The organism is Variovorax sp. OV084 (assembly GCF_900111625.1).
In the GTDB taxonomy this organism is placed as follows: domain Bacteria; phylum Pseudomonadota; class Gammaproteobacteria; order Burkholderiales; family Burkholderiaceae_C; genus Variovorax.
In genome coordinates this window covers 679,918-695,410 of the sequence record NZ_FOII01000002.1, presented here as the reverse complement: position 1 = coordinate 695,410, position 15,493 = coordinate 679,918, and the positions used below count along the sequence as shown (strand labels likewise).

The window sequence follows — 15,493 nt, the reverse complement described above, 5'->3', positions numbered from 1 at the left end:
TCGCTGATGCGACATGCGCCAGTCGCGATGGTACTTGTACCGATTCGAGAGACCTGTACTAAAGCTACGCTGCCCCATGGCCGCGAGGCCTTTTTTTATTGCACAGAGGTGGAGGGACCCAATGAAGAGCAAGATTCTCACCGCAGCCGCGCTGCTCGGCCTGTCGGCCGCCGCGTCGGCCCAGACCGTCAACGTGATCTGCTCGGTCCAGGCCGAGTGGTGCAACGTGATCTCCACCGTCTATGCCCGTACCACCGGCGTGCGCATCAACATGGCGCTCAAGGGCTCGGGCGAGGCGCTGGCCCAGCTGATTGCCGAGAAGGACAACCCCAAGACCGACATCTGGTTCGGCGGCACCGGCGATCCGCACCTGCAGGCGGCCGAGCAGGGGCTCACGCTCGAATACAAGTCGCCCACGCTGTCGCAGCTGCACCCCTGGGCCCAGCAGCAGGCCAAGCAGTCGGGCTACAAGACGGTCGGCATCTATTCGGGCCCGCTGGGCTTCGGCTACAACCCCGAGCTGCTGGCCAAGAAGAAGCTGCCGGTGCCCAAGACCTGGGCCGACCTGCTCAAGCCCGAGTACAAGGGCGACATCCAGGTGGCCAACCCCGCATCGAGCGGCACGGCCTACACCATGATCGCCACGCTGGTTCAGATGATGGGCGAGGACAAGGCCTTCGACTACCTCAAGGCGCTGCACAAGAACGTGGGCCAGTACACCCGCTCGGGTACCGGCCCGATCAAGGCGGTGGCGCGTGGTGAAACCGCGATCTCCATCAGCTTCGTGCACGACGGCCCTGGCGAGAAGATGCAGGGCTTTCCGGTCGAGACCATCACGCCGAGTGATGGCACGGGCGCCGAGATCGGCTCCATGAGCATCATCAAGGGCGCGCGCAACCTCGACGCCGCCAAGAAGTTCTACGAATGGGCACTGACGCCCGCCGCGCAGGAGCTGGGCGCCGCCAACAAGCAGTTCCAGTTGCCGAGCAACATCAACGCCAAGCTCGACCCGCGCATCCCGGACTTCAAGAAGATCAAGTTCATCAACTACGACTACGCCAAGTACGGTGCCAGCGCCGAGCGCCGCCGCCTGATTGCGCGCTGGGAAAAAGACGTCAATTCGCTGCCGCGCTAAGTGGAAGCGCGTTCAGTCGCTGAAGGCGCGCCGGTCAATCCGGCGTCGCTGGCTGCCATCCGGCGCTCGCGGCGCTGGATCTGGGCGTGGGTCGTGCTGGGCTTTGCGGCGTACCTGCTGCTGCCCTGGTATGCGATCCAGGATGCCACCTGGTACGAGGCCGTTCCGCAGGTCTTCGGTCAGGCGGAGGGTGCCAACGGCCTCATGCAGGCGGCTACGCAGGGCCGCAGCTGGCTCTTCATCGGCCTTGCGGGGCTGGTGATGTGCGCCGTGGGCGCGTGGCTGCCAGCAGGCCGTGCGCAGGGGCGCTGGCTGCTGGCGGGCGGCGCGATCGGTGCCATCGGGCTTGCCGTCACGGGCTTTGCCATCGGCGCGCGGGGCTGGAGCTTTGCGGCGCTCAACGCGCAGTTCGGCGAGCTGGCCATCAACCAGTTCGGCATCGGCGCGGGTGGCTTCGTGGCGCTCACCGCGCTGGTGCTGCTGGCGGCCTTCGGCATTGCGCGGCTGGGCCTCTTCAAGGGCGACCTGTTCGTGTCTGCCGCGGTCGTCGGCTGCGGCGTGCTGATGGCGCTGTTCATTGCCTACCCGGTGAGCAAGGCGTTGTCCGGTGCGTTCTTCAATGAGGACGGGCAGTGGTCGATCACCGCGTTCGTCGCGCGCGTGTTCACCGAGCGCATCTGGGGCCTTGGCTGCCTCTCCGGCGGCGTGCGCTGCGGCGTGGCGTGGAACACGCTGGTGCTGGCCCTGCTCGCGGCGGCCGGCACCACCTTCCTCGGCACGCTGATGGCGCTGATGGCCGAGCGCGGCAGCAAGCGCGGGCAGGGCGCGCTGCGGGTGCTGGCGCTGCTGCCGATCATCACGCCGCCCTTCGTGGTGGGCCTCGGGCTCATCTTGCTGTTCGGCCGCGCCGGCATCGTCAACCAGGTGCTGGAGAACGTGTTCGGCATCGAGCCCACGCGCTGGTTCTACGGCATGCCGGGCGTGCTGGTGGCGCAGCTGTTCGCGTTCACGCCCATCGCCTTCATGATCATGCGCGGCGTGGTGCAGGGCATTGCGCCCAGCCTCGAGGAAGCCGCGCAGATGCTGCGCGCCGACCGCCGCCGCACCTTCTTCACCATCACGCTGCCGCTCTTGAAGCCGGGGCTGGCCAACGCCTTCCTGGTGGGCTTCATCGAGAGCATTGCCGACTTCGGCAACCCGGTGGTGGTGGGCGGGCAGTTCTCGGTGCTGTCGACCGACATCTTCTTTGCCATCGTCGGCGCGCAGTACGACCAGGGCCGCGCGGCCTCGCTGGCCTGGGTGCTCACGCTGTTCGCGCTCGGCGTGTTCGCGCTGCAGCGCGGCGTGCTGGGCAAGCAGAACTACACCACCGTGAGCGGCAAGGGCGACGCCGGCATCGCGATGGCGCTGCCTGACGGCGTGCGCCGCACCATCTACTGCATCGCCTTGCCGTGGATCGCGTTCACCGCCGTGGTGTACCTGTTCGCCTTCGCGGGCGGCTTCGTGCAGACCTGGGGACGCGACTACAGCTTCACGCTGAACCACTTCAAGAGTGCCTTTGCGCTCGAGTGGGGGCAGTTCGGGCTGGTGTGGGCGGGTACGGCGTGGAACTCGCTGATCACCACGCTCAAGCTGGCGGGCATCTCGGCGCCCATTACCGCGGCGCTGGGCCTGCTGATTGCATGGCTGCTGGCGCGCAACGAGTTCAGGGGGCAGGGGCTGTTCGAGTTCGGCGCGCTGCTGGCCTTTGCGATTCCGGGCACGGTGCTGGGCGTGAGCTACATCCTGGCTTTCAACGTGCCGCCTTTCGAGCTCACGGGCACGGGGCTCATCATCGTGCTGTGCTTCATGTTCCGGAACCTGCCGGTGGGCGTGCGGGCCGGCACGGCGGCCTTCAAGCAGCTCGACCGCTCGCTCGACGAGGCTTCGCTGATGCTGCGCGCCTCGACCTCGCAGACGCTCTTCAAGGTGGTGCTGCCGCTGCTCAAGCCCGCGCTGGTGGCCGCGCTGGTCTACAGCTTCGTGCGCGCCATGACGACGGTGAGCGCGGTGATCTTCCTGGTCACGGCGGAGAACGAGTTGGCCACCACCTACATCATCGGCCGCGTCGGCAACGGCGACTACGGCATCGCGCTGGCTTACTGCACGGTGCTCATGATCCTGATGTCGCTGGCGATTGCGCTGGTGCAATGGGTGGTGGGGGAGCGCAAGCTGGGCAGACGCGGGGCGACGCCCGGACACCAGGGGCATCACAAAATGGAAAGCTTGGCACCATGAACGGCATCGAATTCCGCAACGTCACCAAGCGCTACGGCACCGACAAGAATGCACCGCTGGCCGTCAAGGGCATCAGCTTCGAGGTGCCGGTCGGCACGCTCACCACCATCCTCGGGCCCTCGGGCTGCGGCAAGACGACCACGCTGCGGATGATCGCGGGGCTCGAATCGCCGACCTCGGGCTCGATCTTCATGGGCGGGCGAGACGTCACCACGCTCGGCCCGGCCGAGCGCAACGTCAGCATGATGTTCCAGAGCTACGCGCTGTTCCCGCACATGAACGTGATCGAGAACGTGAGCTACGGCCTGCGCATGAGCGGTGTGAAGAAAGACGAGGCCACGTCGCGGGCGCGCGAGGCGCTGCGGGGCGTGGGGCTGGTCGGCTTCGACGAGCGGCTGCCCAGCGAGCTTTCGGGCGGCCAGCAGCAGCGCGTGGCGCTGGCGCGTGCGCTGGTGCTCGAACCGGCGGTGCTGCTGTTCGACGAGCCGCTGTCGAACCTCGATGCCCGGCTGCGCCGCGAGATGCGCGAGGAAATCCGCTCGCTGCAGCAACGGCTGAAGCTCACGGTGGCCTACGTCACGCACGACCAGAGCGAGGCGCTGGCCGTGAGCGACCAGATCATCGTGATGGACCACGGCGTGATCGCCCAGCGCGGCACGCCCGAGCAGCTCTACGGGCGGCCCGAGAGCGAGTTCGTCGCCGGTTTCATGGGCGAGGCGATGGTGTTTCCCGCCACGGCGCAAGCCGACGGCAGCGTGGCGCTCGGCCCGCTGCGCCTGCAGCCGCGCTACGCGGTGGCGCCCGGCACGGTGAAGGTGGCGGTGCGGCCCGAAGCCTGGCAGATCGGCGCCAGCGGTGCGGCGGACGGCCTTCCGGCCACGCTGCGCAAGGCCGCCTACCTCGGCAGCTTCTACGAATACGGCTTCGACACCACCCTGGGGCCGGTCTTCGTGGTGTCGACCGACTTGTCCCGGCCGCTGGCTGCCGGCGCGCAGGCCACGCTGTCCCTGGGAGCCCATGGCGTGAGCGTGGTGCCCGGCGCATGAAACAATGGCGCCATGAACGTGGTTTTCGACTTGGGCGCCGTGCTGTTCGCATGGGAGCCCACACGGCTGGTACAGGCCCATCTCTCCCAACACGCACCCACTGAAGCCGCCGCGGCAGCCCTGGGCAGGGCGCTTTTCCATCACGACGACTGGACGGGTTTCGACTGCGGCACCCGCACGCTGGACGACGCCATCGCCCGCATGACGGCGCGGCTTTCGCTGCCGGCCGAGCCGCTGCACGCCATGCTCGAAGGGCTGGGCGAGCGGCTGGAGCCCATCGGCGTCACGGTCGACATGCTCGAACAGCTGATTGCCCACCGCGAAGCCGGCCAGCCGCTGCGCCTGTATTACCTGTCGAACATGCCCGCGCCGTACGCCCGCGCCATCGAGCGCAAGCACGCCTTCATGCAGCGCTTCGACGGCGGCGTGTTCTCGGGGGACGTGAAGTTCCTCAAGCCCGAACGCGAGATCTACGAAGTGCTGGCGATGCGCTACCGCCTCGATCCGGCACAGACCGTGTTCATCGACGATTCGGCCGCCAACGTGGAGGCGGCGCGCGCCTTCGGCTGGCACGCCATCCACTGCACCGCGCCGGCCGTGCTGCCTTCGCAGCTGCAGCGCTACCTGCCGGTGAGCACCACCTTGTCGGTGTCGAACCCCAGGCTGCGGGCGTAGTCCAGTTCCGCGCGCAGCACGGCCTCGTCGAGGCGTGGCGCGCGCGACAGCACCCACAGGTATTGGCGGTCGGGCGTGCCGACCAGCGAAACCTGATAGTCGCGGTCGAGCTTCAGGATCCAGTAGTCGCCCCAGACCATCGGCAGCCAGCCGAGCCACGCTGGCGCAAATCGCACCTGGAGGCGCCCTGCGCCAGGCTGGCCTGCCACCGGCACCACGCGGGCAGCGCCGACGGCCTCGTCGAAGTTGCCGTCTTCCCGCACGCAGCGATTGAGCACCTGCACGGCGCCCCCAGGCTGCGGGGTGTATTCGGCGACCACGGGGCCGGCGCATTGTTTCTGGAAGCGGTTCGGCAGACGGGCCTGCTCGTGCCAGATGCCCGCATAGCGCTGCAGATCGACCGGCGCCACCACCTGCAGCGGCGCGGGCATCAGCGGTGCGCCGTCAGCCGGTCCGGCCGGCCGGGCGCGTGCGGTGCGCGCCGCGTCCATGGCGAACCAGGTGGCCACGCCGCCCACGACGAAGGCCGTGGCCATTGCGCCGATCGCATTGCTGGTGCGGCGGTCGTCGAAAGGCCGGACGGTGGTGGCGTCGGCGCGCGTGCGAGGGGTCATGAGGCACTCCTGAGGGATGAAGACATTCGGCGTAAAACTCAGGCTAGCCAAGGGCAGGGCACGCGCCCGTCAGCCACGGACCACAGGCGGTGTAGGGCGGGGAGGCCAGAGAGCGGCGACAACCACACGGGCATCAGGCCGATGGAGCCGCGTGAAAACCCGTGCTACGGTGCGCATGAAAACATCGGCCGACGCGCAACTGCGTGCAGGACTTGTCACAACCCGCACTGGATAATGATTTCATGAACCAACTCGATGCCCTCCGCCAATGGACCACCGTCGTCGCCGACACCGGTGACTTCAAGCAGCTCAGCGTTTCCAAGCCACAGGACGCGACCACCAATCCCTCGCTGATCCTCAAGGCCGTGCAGAAGCCCGAATACCGGCCGCTGCTCGACGAGACAGTGAAGAAGCACGCGGGCAAGCCGCTCGACGAGGTCATCGACCGCCTGCTGGTGCGCTTCGGCACCGAAATCCTCTCGATCATCCCGGGCCGCGTGTCCACTGAAGTCGACGCCCGCCTGTCCTTCGACACGGCCGCGACCATTGCGCGCGGCGAGCGCATCGTGGCGCTCTACAAGGCCGAAGGCATCGACACCGAAAAACGCCTGCTGATCAAGGTGGCCTCCACCTGGGAAGGCATCGAGGCGGCGCGTGCCCTGGAGCAGAAGGGCATTCGCACCAACCTCACGCTGCTGTTCTCGTTCGCGCAGGCCGTGGCCTGCGGCGCTGCGGGCGTGCAGCTCATCTCGCCCTTCGTGGGCCGCATCTACGACTGGTACAAGAAGTCGGCCGGCGCCAAGTGGGACGAGGCCGCGAGCGCTGGCGCGAACGACCCCGGCGTGAAGTCGGTGCGCGAAATCTTCAACTACTACAAGCAGCACGGCATCAAGACTGAAGTCATGGGCGCGAGCTTCCGCAATGTGGGACAGATCCAGGCGCTCGCCGGCTGCGACCTGCTGACCATCAGCCCCGAGCTGCTGGCCGAGCTGGCCGCCAGCAACGAGCCGCTGCAGCACGCGCTCGACGCCAAGGCGGCAGCCGGCGGCGACGTCGCCAAGGTCAGCTACGACGAGGCGGGCTTCCGCTTTGCCCTGAACGAAGACGCCATGGCCACCGAGAAGCTCGCCGAAGGCATCCGCGCCTTCGCGGCCGACGCCGTGAAGCTCGAAAAGCTCATGCAGGAAAGCGGCAAGTAAACATGGCCATGACCCTTCGCTGCGATCGCGCGCCGGCCTGGGCGCAATTGCAGTCCAGCTTCGAAACCGCAGGCCGCCAGTTCGACGTGCGCCATGCCTTCGTGGACGACGCGGGCCGCTTCGCACGCTTCAGCCAGGAGGCGCCGTACGTCTTCGCCGACCTGTCGAAGAACCTGATCGACGCGCGTACCGAAGAGGTGCTGCTCGAGCTGGCCCGCGAGTGCGGCCTCGAGGCTCACCGCGACGCCATGTTCGCCGGCGAGCACATCAACAACACCGAAGACCGCGCCGTGCTGCACACGCTGCTGCGCGCGCCGGCCGATGCGCAGACCGGCCCGAAGACCGCGCACGAGCTGCGCGAAGTGCACGCCACGCTCGACGCGATGCTGGCCTATGCCGAGAGGGTGCGCGCCGACCACACGATCACCGACGTGGTCAACATCGGTATCGGCGGCTCCGACCTCGGCCCGCAGATGGCGGTGCTGGCGCTGGCCGAATTCGCCGCGCCGGGCAAGCGCTTTCACTTCGTCTCGAACGTCGACGGCCATGAGCTGGCGGGCGTGCTGCAGGGCCTCGCGCCCGAGCACACGCTGTTCCTCATTGCCTCGAAGACCTTCACCACGGCCGAGACGATGACCAATGCGCTTTCTGCCAAGCGCTGGTACGAGCAATCGGGCGGCACCGACATCGCGGGCCACTTCGCGGCGCTCACCACCAATGTGGAAGCGGCGAAGAAGTTCGGCATCGACACCACCTTCGGCTTCTGGGACTGGGTGGGCGGCCGCTATTCGCTGTGGTCGGCCATCGGCCTGCCGATTGCGCTGGCCATCGGCGCCGACGGCTTCCGCCGGCTGCTGGCGGGCGCGCATGCAATGGACGAGCACTTCCGCGCGGCACCGCTCGCGCAGAACCTTCCGGTGCGGCTGGGCCTGCTCGACGTCTGGTATCGCAACTTCCACAAGTTCACGAGCCGCAGCATCGCGCCGTACCACAGCGCACTGAAGCGTGTGCCGGCCTACCTGCAGCAGCTCGAGATGGAAAGCAACGGCAAGCAGGTCGATGCCAGCGGCAAGCCGGTGGCCTTCGGCACTTCACCTGTGCTGTGGGGCGAGCCCGGCACCAATGGGCAGCACGCCTACTTCCAGATGCTGCACCAGGGTACCGACGTGATCCCGCTCGAGTTCGTGGCGGTACGCGATGCCTCGCACGACCTCGAAGGCCATCACCCCAAGCTGCTGGCCAATGCGCTCGCGCAGGCGCAGGCGCTGATGGTGGGCAAGCTCGACGAGGGCGGCCACAAGAACTTTCCGGGCAACCGGCCGAGCACCTTCTTCGTGTTCGAAAAGCTCACGCCCGAATCGCTGGGTGCCTTCCTCGCGATGTACGAGCACCGTGTGTTCACCAGCGGTGCGCTGTGGGGTATCAACAGTTTCGACCAGTGGGGCGTGGAGCTCGGCAAGGTGCTCGCAAAGGACATCGAACCGCGCCTCGCATCGGGCGATGTCATGGGGCTCGATGCATCGACCGCGGGCCTGCTGAAGCGGCTGGGCAGCTGAATCGGGCCGCTGGCAAGCCAATTCATAACCCGTTTGTTTGCAGGCCGGCTATCGCTTCTAGCCGAGTTTGCCGTTGAAAGACGCATCTATATGATGGCCCGGGGAAATTTCCCTGGGACCAATCAAGAGGAGTCGATCAATGAATTTTCAAACAGCGGTCAAGACCTGTCTGAACAAGTACGTGGATTTCAGCGGGCGCGCCTCGCGCTCGGAGTTCTGGTGGTTCGTGCTTGGACAGCTGGTCATTCTCATCGTGGCAAGCCTGATCCATCGGTTCGTGTACGGCATCGCGGCTCTGGCCCTGCTGCTGCCCGCGCTGGCCGTGGGAGCGCGCCGCCTGCACGACATCGGCAAGAGCGGCTGGTTTCTGCTGCTGGCGCTCATCCCGCTCGTCAACCTCGTGCTGATCTATTTCTACGTGCAGCCGACGCAACCCGAGTCGAACAGCTACGGCGAACCACCGACCGCCTGAGTTTTTAAAAAAGGGCCGCGCAAGCGGCCCTTTTTGTTTGGTCCTGCCGAGAGACTCACGCAGTTACTGCCTGTGCGGCCGTGCGCACCGGCGCGCCGCTCGCCATGCGCACGCACAGGTCGAAGGCCTGCTGCAGCCCTTCGATCTTCGCAATGCCCTGGCCCGCGATGTCGAAGGCACTGCCGCTGGCCGACGTGGCCACCGGCACCGGCAGGCCGCCGTGCAGCGTTACGCCCTGCTCGAAGCCCATGAGCTTCATCGCGATTTGGCCCTGGTCGTGGTACATCGACACCACCGCATCGACGTCGCCGCGCCGCGCGCCGATGAACACCGTGTCGGGCGAGAACGGGCCGCGCGCGTCGAAGCCCTCGGCGCGCAGCTGTTCGACGGCGGGCGCGATGATCTCGATTTCTTCCATGCCGATGGAGCCCCCGTCGCCCGCGTGCGGGTTGAGCCCCGTCACCGCGATGCGCGGATGCGCCACGCCCGCGCGGCGCAGCGCCGACGCGATGATCTTCACAGCGTCGCTCACGCCTCCCACGGTGATGTGGCTCGCCACGTCCTTCAGCGGAATGTGCGAGGTCACGCGCGAGGTCCAGAGCGATCCTGTGAGATTGAACTCGCAGACGAAGCCCGTCACCGCAAAGCGCTCCTGCATGTAGCGCAGCTCGTCTTCATGCACGAGGCCGCCCAGGCGCAGCGAATGCTTGTTGAGCGGCGCAAAGAGAATGCCTTCGGCCTGCCCGCGCCGCACCGCCAGCGTGGCCAGCTCCAGCGCCTCGAACGAGGCCCGGCCAGACTGTTCATTCGACTCACCCAGCACCGGCTCAAGGCCCTCCATCCAGTCGCGCGTGAGCAGGCTGGGGCGGCCGTCTTCGAAGCGCAGCGCGTCGAGGTTCTCGACCTGCAGCGGGTCCAGCTTCACGCCCGCCGCGCGCTCGCCGGCGGCCAGCACGATCGGGTCGGCAATCAGCAGCACGCGCGCGGCGTCCAGGTTGCGCTGGCGCCCCAGCAGCTTCACGGCCATTTCGGGGCCGACGCCGCTGGGGTCGCCCAGCAGCACGACGATGCGGGGTTTGGCGGAGATCACGCTCGAGGTCTTGGTAGTGGTGGACATGGTGTGGCTCGGATGCGAGTTGAATGAAAAGGGAGCGGGCCGGTTCATTCGGCCTTGATATTGGCGTCGCGCACGAGCTGGCCGTAGTGGTCGAATTCCTGCTTGTTCATTGCCGCGAAGGGCTCGCCGGTGAGCGCGCCGGGCTCGCCGCCCAGGGCCTTGATGCGCGTCTGCACGTCGGCCAGCTTCAGCGTGCGCGTGAGCTCGGCGCTCAGCCGCTCGACCGCGGGGCGCGGCGTGCCGGCCGTGACGTAGAGGCCGTACCAGGTGGACACGTCGGCGCCCTTGACGCCCTGCTCGGCCAGCGTGGGCACGTCGGGCAGCTCGGGCGAGCGCTGCGGCGCACTCACGGCCAATGCGCGGAACTTGCCGGCCTTGATCTGGCCCATGGCCGAGGAGGTGCTGTCGAACATCATGTCGACTTCGCCCGCGATGATGTCGATGTGCGCCTGCGAGCTGCCCTTGTAGGGCACGTGGATCGACTTCATGCCGGTGGCCAGGTTGAAGGCCTCGCCGCCCACGTGCTGCGTGCTGCCGATGCCCGACGAGGCGTACTTGAATCCGCCCGGCTTGGCCGCCATGGCCGTCACCAGGTCCTTCACCGACTTGTAGGGCGAGCTGGCCGACACCACCAGCACGTTGGGCATCACGGCCACCAGGCCCACGGGCTGCAGGTCTTTCAGCGGGTCGTACTTGAGCTTGAGGATGTGCGGCGCCACCGCCTGCGCCGTGTTGGTGGCCAGCAGCAGCGTGGCGCCGTCGGCCGGCGCGCGGGCGGTGAGTTCGCCGGCGATGGTGTTGGAGGCGCCGGGCCGGTTCTCGACCACCACGGTTTGCTTGAGCGCGGGCGAGAACTTGTCGGCCAGCACGCGCGCCAGGATGTCGGTGCCGCCGCCGGGAGAGGCGCCGACCATGATGCGCATCGGCTTGTCGGGGTAGCTCGACTGCGCACCGGCCGCTGACACGGCCAGCAGGGCGGCTGCAGCCAGCCCCGCCGCGCGGGCGAGAGAGGGAAATTTCATCGGGTGTCTCCTGCTTGTAATGAGCCCGAGCGTACGGAGCTTCTCCCTCGCGATCCAATCGTAAAAGCCCGAAGCTCCATATACTTTTGCATATGACTTCTGGACTGACCGATGCCTCGCTGATGCTCCACGTGCGGCCGCGCCAGCTGTTGCTGCTGGCCCGGCTCGATGCCCATCGCCACCTTGGCCGGGCGGCCGAGGCCATGAACATCAGCCAGCCTGCCGCCACCAAGCTGCTGCAGCAGCTGGAAGATTCACTGGGCGAGAAGCTCTTCGAGCGCCTGGCGCGCGGCATGGAGCCCACGCCCTACGGCGACATCCTCATCCGCTACGCGCGCCGCGTGCTCAGCGACTTCGGCACCGCCCGCGAGGAGATGCTGGCCCTGCGCTCGGGCCTGAGCGGCGCCCTGCGCGTGGGCAGCGTGCCGGGTGCTGTGCCCGAACTGCTGGCGCCGGCGCTGGTGGAGTACCGCCGCCGCCACCCGCAGGTGGCCGTGTCGGTGGTGGTGGAGACCAGCGACGTGATTCAGGCGCAGCTGGAGCAGGGCGATGTCGATCTCGTGCTGGGCCGTCTCACCGAGAGCCATGACGAGGCGAAGTACGCGAGCGTGCCGCTGCTGGGCGAGTCGATGGTGGTCGTGGTGCGCACCGCGCACCCGGTGTTCGAGCGCGCCACCGTCACGCTGGCCGGCATGGCGAACTGGTCGTGGGTGCTGCAGCCGCCGGGCTCGCCGCAGCGCGGGCGCTTCGAGGCGGCGATGCGCGAGGCCGGTATCCAGGCGCGGCTCGACATCATCGAAACGGCATCGCCCATCGCCATTACCGCCTTGCTCGAGAACTCCGATATGGCGGCCGTGATGCCCGCCTCGCAGGCCAACCACTATGCCCGATTGGGCGTGCTGCGCACCGTGCCGGTGGAGCTGCCGGTGCGCGTGCCGCCGATCTGCCTGATCACGCGGGAAGACCGGGCGCTGTCGCCGGCGGCCGCGCAGTTCCGCCGTCAGCTGCTGGGCGGCGCCTGAGGCCTTTGGGATGCCGTTTTCCATGCTGTATTGCATCAACTAGGGAATTCACTAGCCAACTGGCGCATGAAAGTACTGGTGGTGGCTGTCGAAGTACCAAAACTGCAAGCGCGTTTCTCCAGAATCCGGCCACGGCGACCCGACAAGAGGGCGTCGCTCACCTCTAGGAGACAACATGAAGCGTTTTCTGAAAGCGGGCCTCGTCCTCGCACTCATCGGCTCGGGCGTCGTGTCCCAGGCCGCCACCGAACTCGTGATCGCGACCGTGAACAACGGCCACATGATCGAGATGCAGAAGCTCACGCCCTTCTTCGAAAAAGCGAACCCCGACATCAAGCTCAAGTGGGTCACGCTGGAAGAAGGCACGCTGCGCCAGCGCGTGACCACCGACATCGCCACCAAGGGCGGCCAGTTCGACGTGATGACCATCGGCCTGTACGAAACGCCGATCTGGTCGAAGAAGGGCTGGCTCAAGCCCATTGCCACCGATGCCGCCTATGACATCGACGACCTGCTGCCCGCCATCCGCGACGGCCTGTCGACCGACGGCAAGCTCTACGCCGCGCCTTTCTACGGCGAGAGCTCGATGCTCATGTACCGCAAGGACCTGGCCGACAAGGTGGGCGTGAAGTTCTCCGACCAGCCGACCTGGGCGCAGGTGAAGGAGTTCGCCGACAAGGCCAACGACCCGAAGGCGGGCGTGTACGGCATGTGCCTGCGCGGCAAGCCGGGCTGGGGCGACAACATGGCCTTCCTGACCACGCTGGTCAACACCAATGGCGGCCAGTGGTTCGACATGCAGTGGAAGCCGCAGATCGACACCAAGGCCTGGAAGGACGCGATCACCTTCTACGTCGACATGATGAAGAAGGACGGCCCTCCGGGCGCATCGGCCAACAGCTTCAACGAGAACCTCGCTCTCTTCAATGAAGGCAAATGCGCGGCCTGGGTCGACGCGACCATCGCGGCCTCGTTCATCAGCGACCCGAAGCAGTCGAAGGTGGCCGACAAGGTGGCCTTCGCGCAGGCACCGACCGCCTCCACGCCGAAGGGCGCCAACTGGCTGTGGTCGTGGAACCTCGCCATTCCGGCCAGCTCGACCAAGGACGACGCGGCGCAGAAGTTCATCAAGTGGGCCACCTCCAAGGAATACATCAACCTCGTGGCCAAGGAAACCGGCTGGGCCTCGGTGCCGACAGGCACGCGCAAGTCGACCTATGCGAACCCCGAGTTCCAGAAGGTCGCCAAGTTCGCTGCTGCAGAGAAGAAGGCGATCGACAGCGCGAACCTCACCGACAGCACCTTGCCGAAGTCGCCGTACGTCGGCGTGCAGTACGCGGCCATTCCTGAGTTCCAGGCCATCGGCGTGGCGGTGGGCCAGCAGATGAGCGCGGCGCTGTCGGGCAAGGTCACCGTGGACCAGGCGCTGAAGACTTCGCAGACGGCCGCCGAGCGTGAGATGAAGAAGGCCGGGTACTACAAGTAAGTCTTCGGGCTTGCTCCCTCCCCCGCTGGGGAGGGTAGGGGTGGGGGCTCGCGGCGCATCGTTCGGTGCCGCGCCTGATCGGGCAGCCCCCATCCCAGCTTTCCCCCAGCGGGGGAAGGAGCCAGGGACCACAAGAAGGGATACCTCATGAAAAGACTCCTGCCCCGCGCCCTCATGGCGCCCGCGGTGCTCACGCTCTTCCTCTGGATGATCGTGCCGCTCGTGATGACGTTGTACTTCTCGTTCGTCAACTACAACCTCATGCAGCCCGGTGAACGCACCTTCGCGGGCATCGAGAACTTTCACTACTTCATCACCGACCCGGACTTCTGGCCGGCCACGTGGAACACGCTGCTGCTGATCGGCAGCGTGATCGTCATCACGGTGGTGTTCGGCGTGCTGCTCGCACTGCTGGTGAACGAGCCCTTTCCGGGGCGCGGCATCGTGCGGGTGCTGCTGATCTCGCCGTTCTTCGTCATGCCCGCGGTCAATGCGCTGCTGTGGAAGCACATGATGATGAACCCCATCTATGGCGTGCTGGCCGACGTGTGGCGCGCCTTCGGCGCACAGCCGGTCGACTGGCTCACCGACGTGCCGCTGCTGTCGGTGATCATCATGGTGGCCTGGCAGTGGCTGCCTTTTGCCTGCCTGATCTTCATCACTTCGCTGCAGTCGCTCGACCGCGAGCAGATGGAAGCCGCGCGCATGGACGGCGCGAGTTCGTTCCAGCGCTTCTTCTATCTCACCATTCCGCACCTCGCGCGCCCCATGGCGGTGGTGATCATGATCGAGATGATCTTCCTGCTCAGCGTGTTCGCCGAGATTGCCATCACCACCAACGGCGGCCCGGGCAACGAGAGCACGAACATGACCTACATGATCTTCAAGCAGTCGCTCATGAACTTCGACGTGGGCGTGGCCTCGGCCGGCGCGCTGTTCGCGGTGGTGCTGGCCAACATCGTGGCCGTGTTCCTCATCCGGATCATCGGCAAGAACCTCGACTGAGGAGCAACACGCCATGCAACAACAACAAGCCCCCAGCAACTTCCTGCCCCAGGCCATTCGCACCGTGGGCGCGTGGGCCGTCACGCTGCTGCTGTTCTTTCCGCTCGGCTGGCTGTTTCTCACGGCCTTCAAGACTGAGCTGCAGGCCATCCACGTGCCGCCGCTGTTCATCTTCGAGCCCACGCTCGGCAACTTCAGCGAAGTGCAGCGCCGCAGCGACTACCTGCTGTACGCGCGCAACTCGCTCATCACCAGCCTGGGCTCGACCATCCTCGGCCTGCTGATCGCGGCGCCTGCCGCGTACTCGATGGCCTTCTTCCGCACGAAGAAGACGCGCGACATCCTGATGTGGATGCTCTCCACCAAGATGATGCCGGCCGTGGGCGCGCTGGTGCCCATCTACGTGATCGCGCAGACCGCGGGCATGCTGGATTCGCTCACCGCGCTGACCATCGTGTTCACGCTGTCGAACCTGCCGATCATGGTGTGGATGCTCTACAGCGCCTACAAGGACATCCCGCCCGAGATCCTGGAGGCCGCGCGCATGGACGGCGCCAACCTCTGGACCGAGTTCCGCCACGTCGTGATGCCGCTGTCGGTGGGTGGGCTCGCATCGACCGGCCTTCTGTGCCTGGTGCTGAGCTGGAACGAGGCCTTCTGGGCGTTGAACCTCACCTCCGCCAAGGCCGGCACGCTGGCCACGCTGATCGCCTCGTACTCCAGCCCCGAGGGCCTGTTCTGGGCCAAGTTGTCGGCCGCCTCGCTGATGGCCATTGCGCCCATCGTCGTGTTCGGCTGGTTCAGCCAGAAGCAACTCGTCCAAGGCCTGACCTTCGGCGCCGTCAAGTAAAGAAAGGGAGACATCTC

The 15,493-nt window shown here is 66.7% G+C and carries 14 protein-coding genes; 11 read left to right on the top strand and 3 right to left on the bottom strand.

What is annotated here, in order from left to right:
- The first annotated feature begins 121 nt into the window (after nucleotides 1–121).
- Genes BMW87_RS09580 through BMW87_RS09565 form a run of 4 tightly spaced genes read left to right on the top strand, consistent with a single transcriptional unit; the run spans nucleotide 122 to nucleotide 5,133 of the window.
- Nucleotides 122–1,135: an ABC transporter substrate-binding protein gene (locus tag BMW87_RS09580; protein ID WP_093075952.1), complete on the top strand. Its 1,014-nt coding sequence runs from the start codon at nucleotides 122–124 to the stop codon at nucleotides 1,133–1,135.
- Complete coding sequence (locus BMW87_RS09575; RefSeq protein ID WP_093075951.1) at nucleotides 1,136–3,412, top strand: ABC transporter permease; 2,277 nt, start codon at nucleotides 1,136–1,138, stop codon at nucleotides 3,410–3,412.
- Complete coding sequence (locus BMW87_RS09570; RefSeq protein ID WP_093075949.1) at nucleotides 3,409–4,458, top strand: ABC transporter ATP-binding protein; 1,050 nt, start codon at nucleotides 3,409–3,411, stop codon at nucleotides 4,456–4,458. Before BMW87_RS09575 ends, BMW87_RS09570 begins: the two co-directional genes overlap by 4 nt.
- A 12-nt stretch (nucleotides 4,459–4,470) precedes the next feature.
- Nucleotides 4,471–5,133, top strand: a complete 663-nt coding sequence (locus tag BMW87_RS09565; RefSeq protein ID WP_093075948.1) for an HAD family hydrolase — start codon at nucleotides 4,471–4,473, stop codon at nucleotides 5,131–5,133.
- Here BMW87_RS09565 and BMW87_RS09560 read toward each other — a convergent pair.
- On the bottom strand, nucleotides 5,079–5,747 hold the full coding sequence (locus tag BMW87_RS09560; protein ID WP_093075946.1) for a lipocalin family protein: 669 nt from the start codon (nucleotides 5,745–5,747) through the stop codon (nucleotides 5,079–5,081). The genes BMW87_RS09565 and BMW87_RS09560 overlap by 55 nt on opposite strands.
- 242 nt (nucleotides 5,748–5,989) lie before the next feature.
- On the opposite strand from BMW87_RS09560, the gene tal reads away from it, so the two are divergent.
- From tal to BMW87_RS09545, 3 genes are all read left to right on the top strand, one after another.
- Complete coding sequence (tal, locus tag BMW87_RS09555) at nucleotides 5,990–6,946, top strand: transaldolase (protein ID WP_093075945.1); 957 nt, start codon at nucleotides 5,990–5,992, stop codon at nucleotides 6,944–6,946.
- Between the two features lie 2 nt (nucleotides 6,947–6,948).
- A complete protein-coding gene (gene pgi, locus BMW87_RS09550) occupies nucleotides 6,949–8,502 on the top strand; it encodes a glucose-6-phosphate isomerase (protein ID WP_093075943.1) in 1,554 nt (517 codons plus the stop codon).
- Between the two features lie 139 nt (nucleotides 8,503–8,641).
- Nucleotides 8,642–8,974, top strand: coding sequence for a DUF805 domain-containing protein (locus BMW87_RS09545; protein WP_093048371.1), 333 nt, complete (start codon nucleotides 8,642–8,644; stop codon nucleotides 8,972–8,974).
- 55 nt (nucleotides 8,975–9,029) lie between these two features.
- Here BMW87_RS09545 and BMW87_RS09540 read toward each other — a convergent pair whose 3' ends face one another.
- On the bottom strand, nucleotides 9,030–10,091 hold the full coding sequence (locus BMW87_RS09540) for a 4-hydroxythreonine-4-phosphate dehydrogenase PdxA (RefSeq protein ID WP_093076087.1): 1,062 nt from the start codon (nucleotides 10,089–10,091) through the stop codon (nucleotides 9,030–9,032).
- A 44-nt stretch (nucleotides 10,092–10,135) separates the two neighbouring features.
- Entirely contained in the window at nucleotides 10,136–11,113 is a 978-nt protein-coding gene (locus BMW87_RS09535) for a Bug family tripartite tricarboxylate transporter substrate binding protein (protein WP_093075942.1), read from the bottom strand.
- A gap of 92 nt (nucleotides 11,114–11,205) precedes the next feature.
- Between BMW87_RS09535 and BMW87_RS09530 the strand changes: the two genes are divergently transcribed.
- From BMW87_RS09530 to BMW87_RS09515, 4 genes are all read left to right on the top strand, one after another.
- On the top strand, nucleotides 11,206–12,135 hold the full coding sequence (locus BMW87_RS09530) for a LysR family transcriptional regulator (protein ID WP_176928685.1): 930 nt from the start codon (nucleotides 11,206–11,208) through the stop codon (nucleotides 12,133–12,135).
- Nucleotides 12,136–12,310: 175 nt separating this feature from the next.
- Nucleotides 12,311–13,621 carry an ABC transporter substrate-binding protein gene (locus BMW87_RS09525; protein ID WP_093048379.1) on the top strand — a complete coding sequence of 437 codons (1,311 nt, stop codon included), beginning with the start codon at nucleotides 12,311–12,313 and terminating at the stop codon, nucleotides 13,619–13,621.
- 147 nt (nucleotides 13,622–13,768) lie between these two features.
- On the top strand, nucleotides 13,769–14,626 hold the full coding sequence (locus BMW87_RS09520) for a carbohydrate ABC transporter permease (protein WP_093048382.1): 858 nt from the start codon (nucleotides 13,769–13,771) through the stop codon (nucleotides 14,624–14,626).
- 13 nt (nucleotides 14,627–14,639) lie between these two features.
- Complete coding sequence (locus tag BMW87_RS09515; RefSeq protein ID WP_093075940.1) at nucleotides 14,640–15,476, top strand: carbohydrate ABC transporter permease; 837 nt, start codon at nucleotides 14,640–14,642, stop codon at nucleotides 15,474–15,476.
- Nucleotides 15,477–15,493 lie beyond the last annotated feature (17 nt).